Below are 21776 nucleotides of genomic sequence, written 5' to 3' on the forward strand. Positions count from 1 at the left end.
CCATGCTCGACTTTCTCGAACTGGAGGAGACGGTCGGCCGCGCCTGGCACCGGATGGTCGGCGGGACCGCGAGCTATCCGGTTCACGATGATCACGCCGTTGCACTGACCGAGGTGAAGGGCCGGCTCGCGGTGATGTTCCGCGCGCTCGGCGGTGAGAGTGGGGTGCAGATTGCAAGCGCAGGCGCGCGAAAATCGGGGCACCGTCTCGGCTGGCGCCAGCGCATCGGCCTTGGAGACGAGCGATTGGAGCAGCCCGGCCGTGACGCTGCGGCCATCTTCCTCCCCGATCGCATCTCGATCTTTCCGGACCGCGCGTTGAACGCGGCGCTTTATAGCTGGCTTGCGGCCTGGTTCGCGGCCGCGCCCATCGAGACGATCGCGGAAGCCGATCCGCTGCGACGGGATCTTCTGGTGCTGCGCCGGGCGAGCGAGACGGCGGTCTTCGTGCTCACGCAATTTCCCGGCCTTGTCGCCGATTACGCCCAGCTCGTCGCGGCAACGGCCGAGGCCCGGCCTCGTCGCCCCCTGCCGCGCATCGAGCAGGAGGTCGAGCAGATCGTGCTGGCCTTGCTCGGCGCCGGAAGGGCACCTGCGGGCACATTGTGGCCGGCGATGATGGGGACGGGTCCGCTGCCGGACAAGGCGCCGCCGGGCTATCATTCGATCCTGCCGTGCCCGCTTTGGGGGGATTGCTGGACGCGCGAGCTCTCGCCCGCGCATGCCGGCGAGGATGAATGCGCACCGTGCGCCGAGCCCGAGGCCCAGGACAATCGCAAGCGCTTTGCTGTGCGCGAGCGCGAGGACAATGCCAATCGCCGCGATCCTTTCGTGCTCAATCGCTTCGAGAAGATCCTCGCGATGGCCGAGATGGTCAACGTCGACCGTCCCTCGGACGACAGTGAGGACGAGGACGCGCAGAAGGCAGCCGACGATCTCGAGGAGATCACGCTCAGCCGCCGCACAGGCAAGCCGGCGAGCCGGTTCAAGTTCGATCTCGACCTGCCGCCGGAGGCCCTCGATGCATCGCGGCTGAACGCGGATCTCACCTATCCCGAATGGGATTACCGCAGCGGATCCTATCTGCCCGATCATTGCCGCGTGCTGGCGGGTGCGGCCTCCGAGCAAGGTGAGAGCTGGACGCCCGACGACGCCATGCGCCGGCACATCCGCCAGGTGCGCCGCCGCTTCGAGGTGCTGCGGCCGCGCCACGAATTGATGCGCGCCCAGGTCGACGGACACGATCTCGATCTCGACGCGCTGGTGCGTGCGCGCTGCGATCTTCGCGCCGGCAGCAGCAGTGGTCTCGATCGCATCCATGTCGCGATGCGCCCGCAAGGGCACGATCTTGCGGTCACGCTGCTCGTCGATGTCTCGCTGTCCACGGACGCCTGGGTCGACGGCTACCGCGTGCTCGACGTGGAGAAGGAGGCGCTGCTGGCGCTCGCCCACGGGATTTCGGCTTGCGGCGACCACCACAGCATCCTCACCTTCACCTCGCGCCGGCGGTCCTGGGTGCGGCTCGAGACGGTCAAGGCCTTCGGCGAGCCGATGAGCCCGACAGTCGAGCGTCGCATCGGCGCGCTGAAGCCGGGCTATTACACGCGGATCGGCGCGGCGGTGCGCCACGCCGCGGCCGAGCTCGCCCGCCAGCCGCAGCGCAAGAAGCTGTTGCTCGTTCTCACCGACGGCAAGCCGAACGACGTCGATCATTACGAGGGCCGCTTCGCGCTCGAAGACACCCGCAAATCGGTGCAAGAGGCTCGCCGGCTCGGCATCGCCGCCTTCGGCGTCACGGTGGACGCAACCGCGCAATCCTACTTCCCGACCCTGTTCGGCCGCGGCGGCTATGCCATCGTCGGCAACATCAAGCGGTTGCCCGCGGCGCTGCCGGCGATCTACCGGCAGGTCGCGCACTGAGCCGGCGCGGATAAAGCGCGTGGTGCGGCTGGATGGTGGCCACACTTGCTGATAGGCTTGCCTCAGACTGATGAAGCAAGCGCGCGCTGGAATGATTGCCGAGGGCTGAAGCGAATGCTGATATCCTGCGGCGATGCGCTGATCGATTTCGTGCCGATGCGAAACGCCGGTGGGCGCGAAGCGGTGATGCCGGCGGTCGGCGGCTCCTGCCTCAATGTCGCGATCGGCATGGCGCGACTCGGCGCGCCGACCGGCTTCGTCGGCGGCATCTCGACCGATTTGTTCGGACGGATGATCGCAGACCACGCCACAGCCTCGCATGTCGACCTCAGTCTCGCCACCCGCAGCGACCGTCAGACCACGCTTGCCTTCGTCCGTATCGTCGACGGCGACTCGCACTACGCCTTCTACGATGCCGAGACCGCGACGCGGAGCTGGACCTACCGGCGCGAGGCCATTCCATTCGCCGACATCGAGGCCGTTCATGTCGGCTCGACCACGCTTGTCAACGACCGGGGAGCCGCCGAGACGAAGGCGCTGATCGCGGATGCGCGGCCCTCATCGACGATCTCCTTCGATCCGAACTGCCGCCCTAATCTGGTTGAGGACAAGCCGGCCTATTTCGCGCGGATGGCGGAGTTCGCTGCCAGCGCTGATCTGATCAAGCTGTCGGACGTCGACTTCGCCTACCTCTTCGGCGACGAGCCATATCGGCAGCGGGCGAACGAACTGCTCATGCAGGGCACGAGCCTCGTCGTCATCACCCGCGGCAGCGATGGCGCCATTGCATGGCACGCGGGGACAGGGCAGATCGAGGTCGCCGCGCCAAAGGTCGAGGTGGCCGACACGATCGGGGCCGGCGACAGTTTTCAGGCGGCGCTGCTGTTTGCTTTGCACAAGCAGGGTCGCATTGCCCGGCGAGCACTGAAGGACATCAGTGCCGATGAGCTCCGCCGCGCACTGTCCTTCGCCGCCGGCTGCGCGGGCCTCACCTGCACCCGCCCGGGCGCCGATCCGCCCTGGGGCCACGAGGTGAGTTGGAGTCTCTAGCCTCGCCTCAGATCCGCGCGGCCGCCTTCTCGGCGCATTTGAGGAAGATCCCGATCAGCGGACTTTGGGAATCCCGCCGCCAACAGACTGCAATGTCGAGGGAGTCGGTGACGTCACGCAGCGGTCGGAACACGATGCCGCGTGGCGCGCCGAGCTGCGCGCAGGCCGGCAGAATGGCGAGACCTTCACCGGCCAGAACCAGGCTCATCGCCGAATGCACCGTCTCCACCCGGCTGGCGATCGGCATCACGATTTGGTGCCGGCGCAACAAGGGGACGACGGCGGAGGAGGCGGGTCCATGGTCCGGATGCGGGAGCGCGATCAGCGGGCGGCCCTGCAGCTTCTCCATCGGCACCGAGCTCAAGCGTGCGAGCGGCGAGCGGATCGGCATCGCCAGCATGAACGGTTGCGCACCGATCCGTGCCACCTGGATCTCAGGATGGTTGATCGCCGGCATGCACAGCGCGACCGTGACGCTGCGGTCGAGCACGCGGGCTTCGCGCGTCGATGCGCTGAGTTCGGCGAAGCCGAGGTCGATGCCGGGAACCGCGCGGCGGAGCTCAGGGATGAGCCGCGGCAGCATCGCGTTCGCCAGCACGAACATATAGCCTACCGACAGCCGCCCGCGCCGCCCCGAGGCAACCGCGCGCGCTGCTTCGGCGCCGTCGGTCGCGAGGGCGAGTGCCTCGCTGGCGCGCGCCAGCAGTGCCTGACCTGCCTCGGTCAGGTCCATGCCGCGGGTGCCGCGGCGGAACAGCGGAGCGCCGATCTCGGCCTCGAGCTTGCGAATCTGGACCGAGAGCGGCGGCTGCGCCATCCGAAGCAGCTCGGCGGCCTTGCCGATGCTGCGCGCCTCGGCGACGGCGACGAAATAGCGGAGCCGGCGAAGATCCATTGGCATACCGAAAGTGTATGGGTTGGGGCTCAAAATGGTATTGGACGACGAGTTAACAAAACTGTCATTCTCGCTGTCAATGCCTTGGGCCAACAGGCCAGCTTCGAAGCGTGGTGTGACGATGAACGGCGATCCCTGTCTCTTGTCCGCAACCGAACTCCGCGGCCTCATCGCCACGCGGAAGATTTCTCCCGTCGAGATCGTCAGTGCGGTGCTGGCGCGCGCCGAGGCGCGCCAGCCCGAGCTGAACTGTTTCATCACGCTATGTGGCGACGAGGCGATGACGCAGGCGCGCGCTGCCGAGCGCAAGATGATGGCCGGCGAGCCGCTTGGCCTGCTCCACGGCATCCCCGTCACCGTCAAGGACATCGTCAACACAGAGGGCGTCAGGACCACCTTCGGCGCCGTTCCCTACAAGGACAATGTGCCGACCGAGGATGCCGTCGCGGTCGCGCGGTTGCGCCGCGAAGGCGCAATCCTGATCGGCAAGACCACGACGCCGGAATTCGGCAGCAAGTGCCTGACGGATTCGCCTTTGTTCGGTCGCACCCGCAATGCCTGGGACGCCCGCCGGTCCTCCGGCGGCTCCAGCGGCGGCGCGGCGGTCGCGGTGGCGAGCGGCATTGCGCCGCTCGCGGTCGCGACCGACGGCGGCGGCTCGACGCGAATTCCCGCTGCCTGCAATGGCGTGGTGGGTTTGAAGCAGAGCAACGGTGTGATCCCGCACAGCCAGGCGCTGGACGTGTTCGGCAACCAGACCTATGTCACGCCGACCACCCGCACCGTCGCCGACACCGCGCTGATGATGCAGGCGATGTCAGGTGAGGATGCCTGCGACCCCTGGTCGATCGGCGTCCCCGTGCCGGATTTCATCGGCACGGCTGCCCCGCGCGGCGATCTGCGCGGGCAACGGATCCTGTACTGCCTGACGCCGCCTGGCCGTCCGGTGTCCATTGAGGTCGCAGCCAGCTTCAAGGCGAGCCTCGACCGGCTGGCGGGGCTCGGCGCCGAGCTCGAGGAATTCTCCGGTGACGATTTTGACATCGAGCCGATCTGGCGCGCCATCAACCACACGGTCTGGCGTACGCGCTTTGCGAAACTCGCGGCCGAGCACGGGAACGAGCTGAGCGAGGCCTTCCTCAAGCAGCTCGCGCTCGCGACCGAGGTCAGCGGCGTCGACTACCAGGAGGCGATGTTCGCGCGCACCGCGCTGTTCCGTCGCGTGCAATCGCTGCTTGCGCACGGGCATTTGCTGGCGATGCCGACGCTCACGCGCACCGCGCTGCCGATCGAGCAGGATCTGTTCGGCTCTATCGAGATCGACGGAGCGCATTTCGATAGCGTCCGGCCGCACTGGTTCCCCTGGACCATGCCGTTCAACATGACCGGCCATCCCGCAATCAGCCTGCTTTCTGGCTTCGGCCGCGACGGCCTGCCGATCGGGCTTCAGCTCGTCGGCCGCTTCCGGGCCGATGCGGAATTGCTGCGCGTCAGCGCGCTGTTCGAGGCTTCAAGCGATCTCCTGTCCCGCTGGCCAGCTTGAGGAGATGGCCATGCAGCAAAGGCCTACTGTGCAAGGGACTTGTGTGCAAAGGGCTTGCCTCAGCCGCCCGGACATGTTGATCGTGCCGCATCTGAGCCCTGAAGCCGAGCGCGCATGAGCGTCTTTGTCCTCCGACGAGTGGTGACCTTGCTGGCGACGCTGGTCGGCGCTTCGCTGATCATCTTCCTCGTGCTCGATGCGCTGCCCGGCAACGCCGCGCAGATGCTGATGGGCGCCGATGCCTCGGCGGATGCGGTGCGCGCGCTCACGGTCAAGCTCGGGCTGGACCAGCCGCTGGCGGTTCGCTATCTGCAATGGATCAAGGGGCTCCTCGTCGGCGATCTCGGCAACTCCTATGTCTACGGCACCTCGGTCGCCAGCCTGATCGCGGAGCGGCTGGTGCTGACCGTTCCGCTCGCGATCATGGCCATGACGATCACGGTGACGCTGGCGCTCACGGCCGGCATCTACACCGCCGCCAACCACAACAGGCTCGGCGATGTCGGCGTGATGTCGCTGACGCAGATCGGCATCGCGCTGCCGAATTTCTGGTTTGCGATCCTGCTCGTGCTGCTGTTCGCGGTGCGGCTGCAATGGCTCTCGGCGGGGGGATTTTCCGGCTGGGAGGACGGCATCTGGCTCGGCGTCAGGTCGCTGCTGCTGCCGGCGATCTCGCTCGCGGTGGTGCAGGCCGCGATCCTTGCGCGTGTGACGCGCTCGGCGGTGCTGGAAGTGCTGCGCGAGGATTTTGTTCGAACGGCGCGCGCGAAAGGGCTCGGCAAGCGGGAAGTGCTGTGGAGCCACGTGCTCCGCAACGCCATGATCCCGGTCATGACGGTGATGGGGCTGCAATTCGCCAATCTGCTCGCCGGCACCATCGTGATCGAGAACGTATTCTACCTGCCGGGTCTCGGCCGGCTGATCTTCCAGTCTATCGCCAACCGCGACCTCATCGTGGTGCGCAATTGCGTGATGCTGCTCGCGACCATGGTCGTCATCGTCAATTTCGTGGTCGACGTGCTCTATGCCTTCATCGATCCCCGCATCAAGGTGCACGATCTGTGAGCGCGCCCCTGACCACTCCGATTGACGCGCCGATAGCGACGCGCCGATTGCCGGCCAGGACCTTCTGGGCCCGGGCGCTGCGGCATCGCAGTTTCGTGCTTGGCGGTTCGCTGAGTCTGTTGGTGCTCGCTTCGGCGCTGCTCTCGCTGGTGTGGACGCCGTGGTCGCCCTACGAGATCGACATCGCCTCGAAGCTGCGGCCGCCCTCGGCCGCGCACTGGCTCGGTACCGATTCCTTCGGCCGCGACATCGTCTCGCTGCTGCTGGCCGGCGCTCGATCCACGATCTTGGTCGGTGTCATCGCCGTCGGCATCGGTCTCGGCTTCGGTGTCACGCTGGGCCTGCTCGCCTCCGCCCGGCGCGGCTGGACCGAAGAGATCATCATGCGCTTCTCCGACTTCACCTTCGCCTTTCCGGCCGTGCTCTCCGCGATCATGCTGGCTGCGGTGTTCGGGCCCGGCATGGTCACTTCGATCGTCGCAATCGGCATCTTCCAGATCCCGACACTGACCCGGCTGACGCGCGGCTCGGCCAACGCGATCTGGGCGCGCGAATTCGTGCTGGCCGCGCGTGCCGCAGGGAAGGGTGCCTTCCGCATCACCATCGAGCATGTGCTGCCGAATATTCTGTCGATCCTGATCGTGCAGGTCACCATCCAGTTCGCGCTCGCCATTCTCGCCGAAGCCGCGCTGTCCTATCTCGGCCTCGGCACGCAGCCGCCGCAGCCGTCCTGGGGGCGGATGCTGAACGATGCGCAGACGCTGCTGTTCCAGTCGCCGATGCTCGCCGTCTATCCGGGCGCTGCGATCGCGATCGCGGTGCTCGGCCTCAATCTTCTCGGTGACGGATTGCGCGACCTGCTCGATCCCAGATTGGCGCGGGAGCGATGACGATGGGCGAGCGAGAGGCCGTGCCGCTGCTCGAGGTCGATAGCCTCGGCGTCGGTCTCAACACCAGCCGCGGGCGTGCGCAGGCCGTGCGCGATGTCCGCTTTACCCTGAAGCGCGGCGACACGCTGGGGCTGGTCGGCGAGTCTGGCTGCGGCAAGTCGATCACTGCGCTGTCCCTGATGGGGCTGCTGCCCGATAGCGCAGTGATCTCCGGTAGCATCAAGCTCGATGATCACGAACTCGCCGGGCTTGCCGACGCGGACTATTGCAAGCTGCGTGGCAATCGCATCAGTATGATCTTCCAGGAGCCGATGACCGCTCTCAACCCGATGCATACGATCGGTCATCAGGTCGCCGAGCCGCTGCGGCGTCACAAGAACCATTCTGCGGCGCAGGCACGCAAGGAGGCGATCGCCTTGCTCGACCGCGTCGGACTGCCCGATGCTAACAGGCGCATCGACGCCTATCCCCACCAGTTCTCCGGCGGCCAGCGCCAGCGCATCACCATCGCGATGGCGCTGGCCTGCGAGCCAGACCTGTTGATCGCGGACGAGCCGACCACCGCGCTCGACGTCACCATCCAGGGCCAGATCCTCGACCTCATCGCCGATCTTGTCGAGGAGCGCGGCATGTCGATGATCCTGATCTCGCACGATCTCGGCGTCATCGCCGAGAACGTTCAGCGCATGATGGTGATGTATGGCGGCACGGTCGTCGAGAGCGGGCCGACCGACGAGGTGTTCCGCCGCATGGGTCATCCCTATACGCAGGGCCTGTTCCGCGCCCGGCCGAAGCTTGGCGCGCGCAAGGGCACGCGGCTGAAGACGATCTCGGGCACCGTGCCGGAGCTTGCCGATCTGCCTTCCGGCTGCGCCTTCTCCGACCGCTGTCCGCTCGTGATCGACCGGTGCCGTGCCGCGCTTCCGCCGATGATCGACGTCGGACCCGGGCACTTCGTCCGCTGCATCAGGACCGATGTCTCGATGTCGGAACGCGAGGGAGTGCTGACCGCATGACCGCTGCGCCGCTTCTCGACGTGAAGGATCTCGAGCAACGCTACGCTCTGCCGCGCGAAAGCCTGTTTCGCCCGCCGGGGCAGGTGCGTGCGCTCAATGGTGTGAACGTGCGGGTTGCCGCGGGCAGGAGCCTCGGAATCGTCGGCGAGTCCGGGTCGGGCAAGTCGACCTTCGCGCGGCTGGTGATGGCGCTGGAGCGGCCGACGTCGGGACAGGTCGCGCTGCTCGGCCGCGATCTCAATCGCATCTCCGCCGACGAGTTGCGTCACGCCCGCCGCGATTTCCAGATGGTGTTCCAGGACCCCTACGGCTCGCTCGATCCGCGGCAGACCATCGCGCGCATTGTCGCGGAACCGTTGACGGTGCTGGAGGGGGCCGATCGCGCCACGTTCGGTGAACGTGTCGCCGCGGCGCTGCGCCAGGTCGGCTTGCGCGGTGCCGACATGGAGAAATACCCGCACGAATTCTCCGGCGGCCAGCGCCAGCGCATCGCAATTGCGCGCGCGCTGATCACCCAGCCGAAGCTGATCGTCGCCGACGAGCCGGTCTCGGCGCTCGATGTCTCCGTGCAGGCGCAGGTGCTGAACCTGATGCAGGATCTGCAGGAGCAGTTCGGCCTCAGCTACGTCCTGATCAGCCACGACCTCGCCGTCGTCGACTATCTCTGCGACGAGGTCGCGGTGATGTATCTCGGCCGGATCGTCGAGCAGGGCCGCCCCGAAGACCTGTTCGAGCATTGCGCCCACCCCTATACGCGGGCGCTGCTGGAGGCGGTGCCGCGGGCGCGCGCCGGCGGCGGGCGGCGGCGGCGCGGGAGCCAGGCGATCGCCTCGCAATCGGCGGCCACCACCGGGTGCCCCTATGTCGTGCGCTGTCCGCTCGCCGACCAGCATTGCCGCGAGGCGCTGCCTGCGTTACGCAAGGTGGGCGAGGGGCACCTTGCCGCCTGCCACAGGGCCGAGGCCGTGATGGCGTTGCCGCCGGCAGCCGTGGAAGGTTAGTGTCCGGAGCAGGATTGGCGTAGGCTTAAGAATAGAACAGGCCGGGGAGTTACGCATGTTGAGGAAACTATCGATCGTCGCCTTTGCCGCCGCGCTGGTGGCAGCGCCTTTGCCCGTGCAGGCGCAGAGCAAGAAGGACAGCGTCGTCATGGGAATGACGCTGGAGCCGCCGGGGCTCGACCCCACCAATGCCGCCGCTGCTGCGATCGCTGAAGTCACGCTCTACAACATTTACGAGACGCTGACCAAGATCAACGAGGACGGCACTACCTCGCCGCTGCTGGCGGAGAGCTGGACCGCATCGCCCGATCTGAAGACCTACACGTTCAAGCTGCGCAAGGGCGTCAAATTCCACAATGGCGAGCCGTTCAATTCAGCGGCAGTGAAGTTCTCGTTCGAACGCAACGCGGCCGCGACCAGCACCAACAAGGACAAGAGCCTGTTCCAGGCTTTCGAGAAGGTCGAGACGCCCGATGCCGACACCGTCGTCATCGCGGTGAAACATTCCGAGCCGAACCTGCCGTTCCTGCTCGGACAGGCGAGCGGCTCGATCGTCGAGCCGAAGAGCGCGGCGACCAACGTCACGCAGCCGGTCGGGACCGGGCCCTATCAGCTTGGCGCCTGGGCCAAGGGCTCCTCGATCACGCTGACCAAATGGGCCGATTATCGCAACGCCTCCGCGATCAAGCTCTCGAAGGTGACGATCCGCTTCATCTCCGATCCGGCCGCCCAGGCCGCTGCGCTGCTCTCGAACGACGTCGACGCATTTCCGCGCATCGCGACCCGCGTCGTTGCTCAGTTCAAGTCCGATCCACGCTTCACGGTGCTGATCGGCGGCTCCCGGGCCAAGACCATCGTCGCTATCAACCACCGCAAGAAGCCGCTCGACGACGTCCGCGTTCGTCGCGCCATCCTCGCCGCGATCGACCGCAAGGCGTTGATCGACGGCGCCGTCGAGGGCTTCGGCACGCCGATCGGCAGCTTCTACACGCCGGGATCGCTGGGCTATGTCGACACCACCGGCGTCAACCCCTACGACCCGGAGAAGGCCAAGAAGCTGCTCACGGAAGCCAGCGTCACCGCGCCGCTCGAGCTCTCGCTGAAACTGCCGCCGCCGCCTTACGCGCGGCAGGGTGGCGAGATCGTCGCGGCCCAGCTCGCCAAGGTCGGCATCGTCGCCAAGATCGAGAACGTCGAATGGGCGCAGTGGTTGTCGCAGGTGTTCGCGCCCAACGGTCCGCACAATTTCGACCTGACCATCGTCAGCCATGTCGAGCCGTTCGACCTCGTCAAGCTCACCGAGCCGGACTACTATATCGGTTACAACAACGAGGCCTTCAACGCGCTCTACAAGCAGATCGTGTCGACGCCGGACGAAGCCTCCCGCACCAAGCTGCTCGGCGACGCCCAGCGCATGCTGGCCACCGACGCCGTCTCCGCCTACCTGTTCCAGCCGCAATGGCCGACCGTCACCAACAAGAAGCTGAAGGGCGTCTGGAAGGAAGTCCCGCAGTTCGAGAACGATTTCTCGGCGTGGTCCTGGGAATAGCGAGCGCTCGAACAGATCGAAGGTTCGCCTCGACAATGGCCTCCTCCATCGGGAAGAGGCCATTGCTTCGACTACTCCAGGCAAAAAACGCGAAAACAACCCCATGCACAGTAGACGGGGCCAGCTATTTCAATGGCTTGCGGGGTCGCTCGGCATCATGCGCCACGGCTGACGCCGCTCGATGCGTCGGGCAAAACACCGGCATGATGGCAGTATCTTGAGAAGGTCGCCTCGTTTCCTTCGAGCGCAGCTCTCGGTCGATTTCCAGACATTGAACGATCGAAATCCTCATGCGTTAGCTTGACGCAGGATGGCAGCTTGCCGCGCGATCCGCCGCCAGGGGGCACACGGAGTTCGGTTTCTTGCTCAAACTGTATAGATGGCCGTCAAATGACTGGCGAAGCATCAGCACGGAAATGCCCTCTGAGATCATCTGGGCCGACTTACTGAACGCGACCGACGAGGAAAAACAGTTTGTCGAACGGCTGTTGGGAATACGGATTCCGTCCCAGGATTCCCTTAGCGAGATCGAAGCATCGAGCCGACTGATCTTTGATCACGGCACGCTTTATCTCAGCTCTCCTGCAGTCCAGCCCGACGAGGGCGGCGAGGCCGAGATCACGCCCGTGGGCTTCGTCATCGGTCCCCACGTGCTGGTGACGGTGCGTTTTGCCCAACTGCCCATATTCGAGGCCGTCGGCGAGCGAATCGGCTCCGACGACAGTCTCGAGAACGGCATGTGCGTGTTCACCAGCTTGCTCGAAGCAATGGTCGATCGCGGCGCCGATGTCCTGGAGCATCTTGGTGCGAAAGTCGACGGGCTTTCGCGGGGCGTTTTCAAGGGCGGCCTCGTTCGCACCAAACGGCTGGCCCATTCCAGTCGCAGGATGAGGGAAGCGCTCGAAAACATCGGTGAACTCGCGGACAGATTGGCCAAGGCGCGGGACGTTCTGCTCGGGGTCGGCCGCATCGCATCGTTTGCTGGCGACGTCGGCAGCGAGTGGATCACGGCAGCCTCGAAGAAGCGTCTCGAAGCGGTGTCGAAGGACGTCGTCTCGCTCAACGATTACGAGACGAGATTGTCCGACAAGATCCAGCTTCTGCTTGACGCTGTGCTCGGCTTCATCAACATCCAGCAGAACGAGCTGTTCAAGATCCTGACGATCGTGTCCGTCGTCGGTGTGCCCCCCACCATCCTGGTCGGAATCTGGGGCATGAACTTCAAGCACATGCCGGAGCTGGACTGGACGTTCGGCTATCCGCTGGCATGCCTCGCGATCATTGCAAGCGGCGTTCTGCCGCTGATCTGGTTCAAACGGCGCGGCTGGTTCGAATGAAAAAGCGGCGCACCGTTCGGAAACGATGCGCCGCTCGTGGTTCATGCTGCCTTGGCGTCGACCTTGCCGATCCAGTCGCGGGCGAGCGTCACGTCGGCTTGCGACAATTGATGGCCCGCCGGCAGGACCCTGTGGGTCACGCTCGCGCCCGCTTGCGAGAGCAGAGCGGCAAGCTTGGCCGAATTGCCGGGCGGTACGATCGGATCGGTCTGGCCAGACAGTAGCAGGATCGGCTTGCCTGCAAGATCGGCCGTGGGCGGATCCGACAGCGGCACCATCGCGCGCAGCAGGATTGCGCCAGCCAGCAATTCCGGTTGCAGCAGCAACAGCGCGGCTGCGATGTTGGCGCCGTTGGAGAAGCCGACCGCGACAGGCGCTGCGATGCCATATTGCTTCCGTGCCTCGCTGACGAAATCGCCGAGCTCGAGCGCGCGCCGCCGCACATCCTGCTCGTCGAAGACGCCTTCGGCGAGACGGCGGAAGAAGCGCGGCATGCCGTGCTCGAGCACGCGGCCGCGCGGCGAGAGCAGGGCCGAGCCAGGCGAGATCATCTTGCCGAGCCCGAGCAGATCGTTCTCGTCGCCGCCGGTGCCATGCAGCAGCAGGAGCGGAGGGGAGCCCGCGCTGATCGCGGGCTCGAAGCGATGGATGAAGGCACTCTCGGTCATGACACGCTCTCTTCCAGGCTCGGCAACACGTCCTCGATCTGCTTGCGCTGGGCTTCGAGGAAACTCGGCAGCTTGAGGTCGCGTCCCAGCGTCGCGACGGGTTCATCGACGGCGAAGCCGGGGATGTCGGTCGCGATCTCGAACAGCACGCCGCCGGGCTCGCGGAAGTAGATCGAGCGGAAGTAGTTGCGGTCCCTCTGCTCGGTCGGATGCAGGCCGTGACTGCTCACGAGCTGTTGCGCCATCTTGCCTTGCTCGGCGTCGTCCGCCGCGCGGAAGGCGATGTGATGCACGGATCCACCGCCCTGATGCCCACGCAGGAATCCCTTGGCCTCGTAGATGTCGACTACGCTGCCTTCGGCATCGCCCTGCGCCTTGAAGCGGATCACCGAGCCTTCGCGGCCGGTCTCCTTGAAGCCGAACACGTCGGTGAGGATAGCGGCCGTCTTCGCCGCGCTGTCGAGCAGCAAGGTTACGCCGTGGAAGCCGCGGATCGCATGCTCCGCCGGCACATCTCCGTTGCTCCAGCCAGGCTCGTTCTCGATGCCCGGCACGCCGACCAGCGCGAGGGCCATGCCGTCGGGATCGGTGAATGGCAGCACGGACTCGCCAAAGCGCTTCTCGAGCGCCTCATAGGCAATGCCCTTCTCCGTGAAGCGCTGGGTCCAGTAGCCGAGCGAGCGCTGCGGCACGCGGAACGCGGTCTGATGGGTCTCGCCGACGCCGCGGCGCCCGGCCGGAACGCCGGCCCAGGGAAAGAAGGTCAGGATGGTGCCGGGCCGGCCGGTCTCATCGCCGTAATAGAAATGATAGGTGCCGGGATCGTCGAAATTGACCGTCTTCTTGACGAAGCGCAGGCCGAGATCCCGGGTGTAGAAGCCGAAATTGCGGATGGGGTCGCCGGCGATCGCGGTCACATGGTGCAGTCCAGACATTGTCGTCCTCCAAAGCTCGGGGAGCGTCTTGCTCTGGTTGGAAATATTGTTCCGCTTTGGATTGGAGACAATCCATGCAAATATGACGGCTCTGTCTACGATTTGGAAACAATCGGCGGAAATAGCCCGTGGATAAGCTCGGCAGCCTGCGGGCCTTCGTGAAAGTGGTCGAAAGCGGCAGTTTTGCCGAGGCGGGCCGCCAGTTGCGGCTGTCGCGCTCGGCGATCAGCAAGTACATCGCCGACCTCGAGGAGAGCCTCGGCGTCCAGCTGTTGAACCGGACCACGCGGCATGCGAGCCCGACCGAGAGCGGCCAGCGCTATTTCGAACGCGCGCTCGTCATCCTTTCGGAGGTCGAGGCGGCCGATCAGGCGGTGACGCAAGCCCAGTCGGCGCCGCGTGGGCTGCTCCGCGTCAACGCACCGATGTCGTTCGGCACGATGCGGTTAGGTCCGGTGCTCGCCGATTTCATGACGCGTCACGGCGAGCTTCAGCTCCAGATCGTGCTCAGCGACGACCTGCTCGATCCCGTGCAGGACGGTTTCGACGTGACCTTGCGGATCGCGGAATTGGAATCGTCGAGCTTGATCGCGCGAAAGATCATGCCGGTGGCGCGCATGATCTGTGCGTCCCCGGATTATCTCGCGCGTCACGGCACGCCAAAACATCCGCAGGATCTGCGCGAGCACAATTCCCTGACCTACGGCTTCCTGCTCACCGGCAATCAGTGGAAGCTTACAGGCAGCGACGGCGACCACTGGATCCAGCCGGCCTGGTCGCTCTGCGTCAACAATGCCGAGGTGCTGCGCGATGTCGCGATCAAGGGCAGGGGGCTCGCGCTGCTGCCGGAGTTCATCGCCGCCGACGCTTTGCGGAAGGGCGAGCTGCGAACGGTGCTGGATAATTATTCCGCGCCGCCGCTCGCGCTTTACGCGGTGTATCCGCCGACCCGGCATCTGTCGGTGAAGGTGCGGCTGTTCATCGATTTCCTGGTCGAGCGGTTTGGGCGGGAAGAGGAGCGCGTGCAGGCGCGCTGACGCGAAAGTGCCGGTCGATCAATGCTCCCGTGGACAGTTGCACTGCCGACGGCTTGATGTCCGGTTCGTCCTCGATCGCCTCGCGCACCGCGCTGATCAGGATCGGCTTGCTGACCATTTGAACGATGCCGGCGCCGGCGAGCCGCTCGCGCGCTGGACGACACATCCGCCGTCACGGCGATGACGCGCGGCGTGCTCGGTAGGCCGAGCTTGCCGAGCCTCGACGCCGCCTCGACGCCGTCCATGTCCGGCATGTGCAGATCCATCAGGATGACGTCGAATGATTGATCACGGGCGAGCGCGACGGCCGATGTGCCGTCCGTGGCGATCGCGGCATGATGGCCGAGCCGGTTCGGAATGGCTTTGCCGACCTCGCGATTGACCGGATCGTCATCGACCAGCAACATGCGGAGCAAGGAGCCGTTGCGACGAAGCAATCCAGAATCTTTCCGCGGAGAGACTCTGGATTGTTTCGCCTCGCTCGCAAAGACGCAGGACAGTGCGGCGTGCTAACGCCGCAGCGTAAACTCCTCGGCACCGCGCCGGTGTTCCCACTTCGCCTGCTCGAGCTCGGGCTGGTCGCATTCGATCTCGGGATAACCGATGCAGAGATAGGAGATGAACTTCCAGCTATGAGGCACGTCGAGAATCGCGTGGATCCGATCCGGATTCAGAATCGACACCCAGCCAATGCCGATGCTCTCGGCGCGTGCGGCGAGCCACATCGCGGTGATGGCGGCGACGACGGAATATTCGATCGTCTCCGGCATGGTGGCGCGGCCGAGGCCGTGGCCGATGTCGCTGGCCTTGTCGGCGAACACGGCGAGATGGCCGGGGGCCTGTTCGAGGCCAGAGAGTTTCAGTGCGGCGTAGCGCGCCGCACGGTCGCCCGAATAGCAATTCAGTGCCTCGGCGTTACACGCCGTGAAATCGTCGATGATGGCGCGGCGCCGTGCAACATCGTCGACGACGACGAAGCGCCAGGGCTGGCTGAGGCCGACCGAGGGCGAAAGGCAGGCGGTCTCGATCAGGCGATCGATGGCGCCGGCCGGCAGTGGGTCAGTTCGAAAGCGGCGGACGTCGCGGCGCCACACGAACAGCTCGCGCAAGTGCTGACGGAAGGTATCGTCGAACTCGACCATGAAATCAGCCTCCCGTCCGGAAGGATGCCGCCACCAGCAGAATGAGGATCTCGCCGATCTGCTCGAATGCACCGAGGATGTCGCCGGTCTGCCCGCCGATCTGACGCACGGCAAGCCGCGCCAGCAACAGGCCGGCGAGCGACAGCAGGACCAAGCCGACCAGCGCCTTGCCCGGCCCCAACGCGAGAGCCAGCGCGAGCGTTCCAAGAGCCAAGGCGATGGCGACGCTGCGGCCCGGCGGCGATCCCGCGCTCGCCGACAGCCCGTCAGGCCGGGCCGGCGGTACCAGTGCCATGAAGGCCGGCACGCCTGCGCGGGCGGCGGTGTGCGCGGCGCAAAGCGCAAATGCCACCAGCAAGGGATTGGCGATCGCGGCGAGCGCGCTCCAGCGCAGGCCGAACGACAGGATCAGCGCGCAGACGCCGTAGGTCCCGATCCGGCTGTCGCGCATGATCTCGAGCTTGCGCTCGCGCGTGCGGCCGCCACCGAGCCCGTCGGCGGTATCTGCGAGACCGTCTTCGTGCAGCGCGCCCGTGACGAGGGCGGTCGTGGCGAGAGCGAGCAGGGCGGCAAGGTTCGGCGCCAGTCCGAAGCGGGTGGCGACCTCATAGACGAACGCGCCGGCAAGGCCGACCAGCAGTCCGGCCACGGGTAGAGCCCATGTCGCACGCGCGATGGCGCCGTCGGCCGCGGGCTTCGACGACGCTACGGGAAGGATCGTGACGAACGACGCTGCCATCCTGAGATCGGCGACCACGTTGTTCAAAAAGTCTGCGCGCGGCATCATTTCAGCTTCATCGGCAGGCCGGCAACGACGAACTCGACCTCGTCGGACGCCGCCGCGATGACCTGGTTCATGATTCCGGCGGCGTCGCGATAGCGCCGCGCCAGCGCGTTGTCGGGCACGATGCCGAGACCGACCTCGTTGGTGACGAAGACGACGGGGCTTTTCAAACTGGGCAGGGCGGCGGCGAGCGCGTTCACCTCGTGCTCCCAGTTGCGTTCCGCATGCAGCAGGTTGGAGAGCCACAGCGTCAGGCAGTCCACCAGTCTTGCACCGCCGCCATCTGTCGCGACCAGCGCGGGGACAAGATCAAGCGGCACCTCGCGTTCGATCCAGTCGGCTTCGCGCCGCGCACGATGCTTGGCGATGCGCGCCTCCATTTCCGCATCGAGCGCCTCGGCCGTCGCGACGTAGACGGGCTGCCCGGGGAAGGCGCGCGTGCGCATTTCCGCACGCCTGCTCTTGCCCGATCGCGCTCCGCCTGTGATCAAGATGATGGCCATGAAGGTCTCCCGAGGGCCTGACTAATCATCAAACGCGGTCAAAGACAAAGCCGAAATCAGGCGGGCAGGGGCTTGCGCTCGGGCCTTGCTTTGCGCAACAGGGGCGAGACAGGAGGCAGGTGTGGGTTTTGCGGGCGCGATGATGTTGGCGATGGCGGTTGATGCCCTCCTGGGCTGGCCGTCGTGGCTGTTCGCGCGGATAGGCCATCCCGTGACCTGGCTCGGGCAGATGATCGGCGCCATTGATTCCGGGTGGAATCGCGCGTCGGATCCGCCGGCGTTTCGCCGTGGCGCGGGCATCGCCGGCGCGCTCGTGGTGATCGCATTCTCCGTTGCGGTCGGCTGGGTGCTTCAGGTCCTGCTTCCCTCGGGTTGGATCCAGATCGCGCTGCTCGGCGTCATGGCATGGCCGCTGGTCGCGCTGCGGTCGTTGCATGATCATGTGGCCGCCGTCGCAGATCCATTGCTGGCTGGCGATATCGCCGCCGCACGCGACGCGGTCTCGCGCATCGTCGGTCGCGATCCCGCAGCGCTCGATGAGGCCGGCATCGCGCGCGCGGCGATCGAGAGCCTTGCGGAGAATGCCTCCGACGGCATCGTGGCGCCGGTGTTCTGGGGCGCGCTGTTCGGCCTGCCGGGTATCCTCGGATATAAGGCTATCAACACGCTGGACTCCATGATTGGCCATCGCAGCGAGCGGCACGAGGCGTTCGGCTGGGCGGCGGCGCGCATCGACGATGTCGCGAACTTCATTCCCGCGCGGCTGACCGGCTTTCTGTTTGTGCTGCTGGCACCGCGGCGATCCGACGCGCTATCGTGCATGACTCGCGACGCACGCCGTCACCGCTCGCCGAATGCCGGCTGGCCGGAGGCCGCGATGGCGGGCGGGCTTGGCGTGCGGCTCAGCGGGCCCCGCATCTATCACGGCAGCACCACGAACGAGCCCTGGCTGAACGAAGGCGCGCGCGATCCGCGCGCCGCCGACATCACCGAGGCACTGACGGTCTACCGCCGCGCCATGCTGCTGCTCGCAGGCCTCCTTGCGATCCTGGCTTTCGCGTGAAAGAACGGGACATGCGTGAGCACGGTGGAAATCTCGATCTGGCCCAGCAGCGTTTTGGCGGACGCGCGGAAGACTGGATCGATCTCTCGACAGGGATCAACCGGCTGCCTTATCCCGTCGGCGAGGTGAGCGCGCGGGCGTGGAGCACGCTGCCGTCGCGAGCCGAGATTGACGCCCTGCATCAAGCTGCGCGGCACGCCTATCGCACGAGTGCGCCGATCGTCGCAATGGGCGGCGCCCAGGCCGTCATTCAAATGCTGCCGCAATTGGCGCCGCGCGGACGCGCACACATCCTCGCGCCGACCTACAATGAATATGCTGGCGTGCTGTCGGCTGCTGGCTGGGATGTGCAGGAGGTCGCGGAGCTCGACGCGCTGGCTGGGGCGGATCTCGCCGTCGTCGTCAATCCCAACAATCCCGATGGCCGGTGTCATACACCGAAGGATTTGCTGACGCTGCTGCCACGCGTCGGCCGTCTCGTGATCGACGAGAGTTTTGCAGACACGGTTCCGCAGCTGTCGCTCGCGTCGGAAGCGGACCGGCAGGGGTTGCTGATCCTGCGCTCGTTCGGGAAGTTTTACGGACTCGCCGGCTTGCGCCTTGGGTTCGCCATCGGCAATGCCGCGGACATCGCCAGGCTCATCGCGATGTCGGGCCCATGGCCGGTCTCCGGAGCTGCGATCGCGATTGGCAGCCGCGCCCTACGCGACGATGCCTGGGCCGAAGCGACGTCGGCGCGTCTCGTGCGCGATTGTGTCCGGCTGGACGAGATGACGCAAGCGCAGGGCTGGCGGCTTGTCGGCGGTGCGTCACTGTTTCGTCTGTACGAGACGCCCGACGCACTCGCCGCGCAGGAGAAGCTCGCGCGTGGCCGGATCTGGTCGCGCGTGTTCGCGCAGAAGCCGACATGGCTGCGCCTCGGGCTTCCGGGCAGCGAGGCCGAATGGACACGCGTTGCCGAGGTTCTAGCGGGCTAGCGCGAGCAGGCCTTCCACGTCGAGATGCTTTTCGATGTGATCGGCCAGCGCGTCGAGCGCGCTCTCGACCCGGGCGTGATAGGGTTCGTCGCCCGCGGGAATGTCGAGCCTGGCCAGATACGCCTTGCGGAAATCATCCGATGTGAACAGGCCGTGCAGATAGCTGCCCTGCACGAGGCCATCGCGCGAGATCGCACCTTCCGGCTCGCCGTTCAGCTTCGCGAACGGGCGGGCGCGATCCGGTCCGTCGGTACGGCCGATGTGGATTTCGTAGGCCTCGATCGGCTGATGCGTGGCGGCATGCACGGCCGCGACCCGCGTCAGCGTCTTCTGCGGGGTCATCACCGTCTCGACATCCAGCAGTCCGAGCCCCGCCGTGTCGCCGGCGGGCCCTTCGATGCCTTCGGGATCGGCGACGCTGCGGCCCAGCATCTGATAGCCGCCGCAGAGGCCGAGCACATGGCCGCCCCTGCGGTGATGTGCGAGCAGGTCGATGTCCCAGCCCTGCGCGCGCAGGAAGGCAAGATCGCCGCGGGTGGATTTGGAGCCGGGGATTATCACCAAGCGTACATCGCCCGGGATCGCTTGGCCCGGGCGCACCATCACGAGATCGACGCCGGCTTCGAGCTTGAGCGGGTCGAGATCGTCGAAATTGGCGATCCGCGACAGCGCCAGGCAGGCGATCTTGCACTGGCCCGGCTTGCGCGCGTCGCTCAGGCCGAGCGCGTCTTCAGCTGGCAGTTCGCCCGCGCGCGCAAACCATGGCAGCACACCGAGGCCGCGCCATGCGGTCTTTTGCTCGATCAGCTGGTAGCCGTCGTCGAACAGCGTGGGATCGCCGCGGAACTTGTTGATGACAAAGCCCTGGATCATCGCGGCATCGTCGGGGTCGATCACAGTCTTGATGCCGACGAGCTGGGCGATGACGCCGCCGCGGTCGATGTCGCCGACCAGTACGACCGGTACATCCGCCTTGCGCGCAAAGCCCATATTGGCGATGTCGGCCTTGCGCAAATTGACCTCGGCCGGGCTGCCGGCGCCTTCGACCAGCACCAAATCTGAGCGCGCCTTCAGTCGCTCGAAACTCTCCAGCACCGCGCCCATCAGCGAGGGCTTCATCGCCGCGTAGTCGCGTGCCCGCGCGGTCGCGATGCGCTTGCCCTGGACGATCACTTGCGCGCCGACATCGGTCTCGGGCTTCAGCAGCACCGGATTCATGTCGGTGTGCGGCTCGACGCCGGCGGCGAGCGCCTGCAGCGCCTGGGCGCGGCCGATCTCGCCGCCGTCGATAGTGACGGCTGCGTTGTTCGACATGTTCTGCGGCTTGAAGGGGAGCACGCGCAGGCCGCGGCGCGTGAAGGCCCGCGCAAGGCCGGCGACGATGAGCGATTTGCCCACGTCCGAGCCGGCCCCCTGGATCATCAATGCGCGTGCCATCGTGTGATCAGAACTCGACGCCGGCCTGCGCCTTGATGCCGGAGCGGAAGGGGTGCTTGACCAGCGTCATCTCGGTGACGAGATCGGCGATCTCGATCAGCTCGTCCTTGGCGTTGCGTCCGGTGAGGACGACATGTGTCATCTCGGGCTTCGAGGTCGTCAGGAATTCGACGACTTCCGCGATGTCGAGATAGTCGTAGCGCAGCGCGATGTTGATCTCGTCGAGCACGACCATGCGCAAGCTTTCATCGAGGATCAGCTCCTTGGCCTTCTCCCAGCCGGCGCGTGCCGCGGCGATATCGCGGGCGCGGTCCTGCGTCTCCCAGGTAAAACCCTCGCCCATGGCGTGGAACTGGCAGAGATCGCCGAAATGGCCGGTGAGCAGGCGCCGCTCGCCGGTATCCCAGGCGCCCTTGATGAACTGCACGACCGCGCAGGGAAAGCCATGGGCGACGCAGCGAACGATCATGCCGAAGGCCGAGGAGGACTTGCCCTTGCCGGCGCCGGTGTGGACGATGATGAGGCCCTTTTCGCCGCTCTTGGTGGCCATGATCTTGTCGCGGGCGGCCTTCTTCTTCGCCATTTTCGTGGCGTGGCGGGCGTCGGTTTCCTCGGCCGTTTTCGTATCCGGTTCAGGCGTCATCGGTCCCGGTCCTTCGGCTTGACAAGTGGCGGCCACCGGCAAATGGTGACCCGGTGTTGGTTCCTGTCCTATGACAGGCGAAGAGGGAATGCGATAGGGTCCGAATCGGCAAGATTTGGCTCCAAAATGCAGCCGCCCCCGCGACCGTGACCGGAGAGATGCCCGAAGCCACTGATCCCCCTGGGATCGGGAAGGCGGGGATCGAAGGGGAAACCCTGCTCCGCAAGCCGGGAGACCTGCCAGCGCGGACGATTTTTGGACCGGCGGACGGGGTGTTCCGCGACGGGGAAGCGGGCCTTCGGAAGAATGGTCCGTGTGCCTC

20 protein-coding genes, 1 pseudogene and 1 riboswitch are annotated in these 21776 nt (G+C 66.0%); of the genes and pseudogenes, 12 read left to right on the forward strand and 9 right to left on the reverse strand.

What is annotated here, in order from left to right:
• Positions 1-2 precede the first annotated feature (2 nt).
• Positions 3-1919: a nitric oxide reductase activation protein NorD gene (locus CIT39_RS12625; protein WP_094975002.1), complete on the forward strand. Its 1917-nt coding sequence runs from the start codon at positions 3-5 to the stop codon at positions 1917-1919.
• A gap of 114 nt (positions 1920-2033) precedes the next feature.
• Positions 2034-2969 (forward strand): carbohydrate kinase family protein, encoded by a 936-nt coding sequence (locus CIT39_RS12630; protein ID WP_094975001.1) that lies wholly within the window; start codon positions 2034-2036, stop codon positions 2967-2969.
• 7 nt (positions 2970-2976) lie between these two features.
• On the opposite strand, the gene CIT39_RS12635 is transcribed toward CIT39_RS12630, so the two are convergent.
• Complete coding sequence (locus CIT39_RS12635; protein ID WP_094975000.1) at positions 2977-3864, reverse strand: LysR family transcriptional regulator; 888 nt, start codon at positions 3862-3864, stop codon at positions 2977-2979.
• Positions 3865-3985: 121 nt separating this feature from the next.
• Here CIT39_RS12635 and CIT39_RS12640 point away from each other — a divergent pair, with 121 nt between their 5' ends.
• The 7 genes from CIT39_RS12640 to CIT39_RS12670 all read left to right on the forward strand — a co-directional run bounded on the left by CIT39_RS12640 (position 3986) and on the right by CIT39_RS12670 (position 12265).
• Positions 3986-5407, forward strand: coding sequence for an amidase (locus tag CIT39_RS12640; protein ID WP_162308471.1), 1422 nt, complete (start codon positions 3986-3988; stop codon positions 5405-5407).
• Positions 5408-5521: 114 nt separating this feature from the next.
• Positions 5522-6472, forward strand: a complete 951-nt coding sequence (locus CIT39_RS12645; RefSeq protein ID WP_094974998.1) for an ABC transporter permease — start codon at positions 5522-5524, stop codon at positions 6470-6472.
• Positions 6469-7362: an ABC transporter permease gene (locus CIT39_RS12650; protein ID WP_094974997.1), complete on the forward strand. Its 894-nt coding sequence runs from the start codon at positions 6469-6471 to the stop codon at positions 7360-7362. The genes CIT39_RS12645 and CIT39_RS12650 overlap by 4 nt, the downstream gene beginning before the upstream one ends.
• 2 nt (positions 7363-7364) lie before the next feature.
• Entirely contained in the window at positions 7365-8378 is a 1014-nt protein-coding gene (locus CIT39_RS12655) for an ABC transporter ATP-binding protein (protein WP_162308472.1), read from the forward strand.
• Positions 8375-9379 (forward strand): ABC transporter ATP-binding protein, encoded by a 1005-nt coding sequence (locus CIT39_RS12660; RefSeq protein WP_094974995.1) that lies wholly within the window; start codon positions 8375-8377, stop codon positions 9377-9379. Before CIT39_RS12655 ends, CIT39_RS12660 begins: the two co-directional genes overlap by 4 nt.
• 55 nt (positions 9380-9434) lie before the next feature.
• Entirely contained in the window at positions 9435-10928 is a 1494-nt protein-coding gene (locus tag CIT39_RS12665) for an ABC transporter substrate-binding protein (RefSeq protein WP_094974994.1), read from the forward strand.
• Positions 10929-11290: 362 nt separating this feature from the next.
• Entirely contained in the window at positions 11291-12265 is a 975-nt protein-coding gene (locus tag CIT39_RS12670) for a magnesium transporter CorA family protein (protein ID WP_094974993.1), read from the forward strand.
• Between the two features lie 41 nt (positions 12266-12306).
• Here the strand turns inward: CIT39_RS12670 and CIT39_RS12675 are convergent, their stop codons facing one another.
• Entirely contained in the window at positions 12307-12933 is a 627-nt protein-coding gene (locus tag CIT39_RS12675) for an alpha/beta hydrolase (RefSeq protein ID WP_094974992.1), read from the reverse strand.
• A complete protein-coding gene (locus CIT39_RS12680) occupies positions 12930-13868 on the reverse strand; it encodes a ring-cleaving dioxygenase (protein WP_094974991.1) in 939 nt (312 codons plus the stop codon). Before CIT39_RS12680 ends, CIT39_RS12675 begins: the two co-directional genes overlap by 4 nt.
• A gap of 128 nt (positions 13869-13996) precedes the next feature.
• Here CIT39_RS12680 and CIT39_RS12685 point away from each other — a divergent pair, with 128 nt between their 5' ends.
• Complete coding sequence (locus CIT39_RS12685; protein WP_162308473.1) at positions 13997-14905, forward strand: LysR family transcriptional regulator; 909 nt, start codon at positions 13997-13999, stop codon at positions 14903-14905.
• A 4-nt stretch (positions 14906-14909) separates the two neighbouring features.
• Here CIT39_RS12685 and CIT39_RS12690 read toward each other — a convergent pair.
• The 4 genes and pseudogenes from CIT39_RS12690 to cobU all read right to left on the reverse strand — a co-directional run.
• Positions 14910-15318 (reverse strand): annotated as a pseudogene (locus CIT39_RS12690) (response regulator); the annotation flags it as partial.
• A gap of 96 nt (positions 15319-15414) precedes the next feature.
• Entirely contained in the window at positions 15415-16047 is a 633-nt protein-coding gene (bluB, locus tag CIT39_RS12695; protein ID WP_094974990.1) for a 5,6-dimethylbenzimidazole synthase, read from the reverse strand.
• A gap of 4 nt (positions 16048-16051) precedes the next feature.
• The gene (cobS, locus tag CIT39_RS12700; protein ID WP_094974989.1) at positions 16052-16834 is read right to left on the reverse strand and encodes an adenosylcobinamide-GDP ribazoletransferase; all 783 of its coding nucleotides are present in this window, start codon (positions 16832-16834) and stop codon (positions 16052-16054) included.
• Positions 16831-17334 (reverse strand): bifunctional adenosylcobinamide kinase/adenosylcobinamide-phosphate guanylyltransferase, encoded by a 504-nt coding sequence (cobU, locus tag CIT39_RS12705; protein ID WP_094974988.1) that lies wholly within the window; start codon positions 17332-17334, stop codon positions 16831-16833. Before cobU ends, cobS begins: the two co-directional genes overlap by 4 nt.
• A 139-nt stretch (positions 17335-17473) precedes the next feature.
• Between cobU and cbiB the strand changes: the two genes are divergently transcribed.
• Positions 17474-18397: an adenosylcobinamide-phosphate synthase CbiB gene (cbiB, locus tag CIT39_RS12710; protein WP_094975126.1), complete on the forward strand. Its 924-nt coding sequence runs from the start codon at positions 17474-17476 to the stop codon at positions 18395-18397.
• A gap of 11 nt (positions 18398-18408) precedes the next feature.
• Positions 18409-19374, forward strand: a complete 966-nt coding sequence (cobD, locus tag CIT39_RS12715) for a threonine-phosphate decarboxylase CobD (protein ID WP_162308475.1) — start codon at positions 18409-18411, stop codon at positions 19372-19374.
• Here cobD and CIT39_RS12720 read toward each other — a convergent pair.
• The gene (locus CIT39_RS12720; protein WP_094974986.1) at positions 19363-20811 is read right to left on the reverse strand and encodes a cobyric acid synthase; all 1449 of its coding nucleotides are present in this window, start codon (positions 20809-20811) and stop codon (positions 19363-19365) included. The genes cobD and CIT39_RS12720 overlap by 12 nt on opposite strands.
• Positions 20812-20818: 7 nt before the next feature.
• Positions 20819-21454, reverse strand: a complete 636-nt coding sequence (gene cobO / locus CIT39_RS12725; RefSeq protein WP_094974985.1) for a cob(I)yrinic acid a,c-diamide adenosyltransferase — start codon at positions 21452-21454, stop codon at positions 20819-20821.
• A gap of 40 nt (positions 21455-21494) precedes the next feature.
• Positions 21495-21712, forward strand: a riboswitch (cobalamin riboswitch).
• The last annotated feature ends 64 nt before the right edge of the window (positions 21713-21776 follow it).

The organism is Bradyrhizobium symbiodeficiens (assembly GCF_002266465.3).
GTDB lineage: Bacteria > Pseudomonadota > Alphaproteobacteria > Rhizobiales > Xanthobacteraceae > Bradyrhizobium > Bradyrhizobium symbiodeficiens.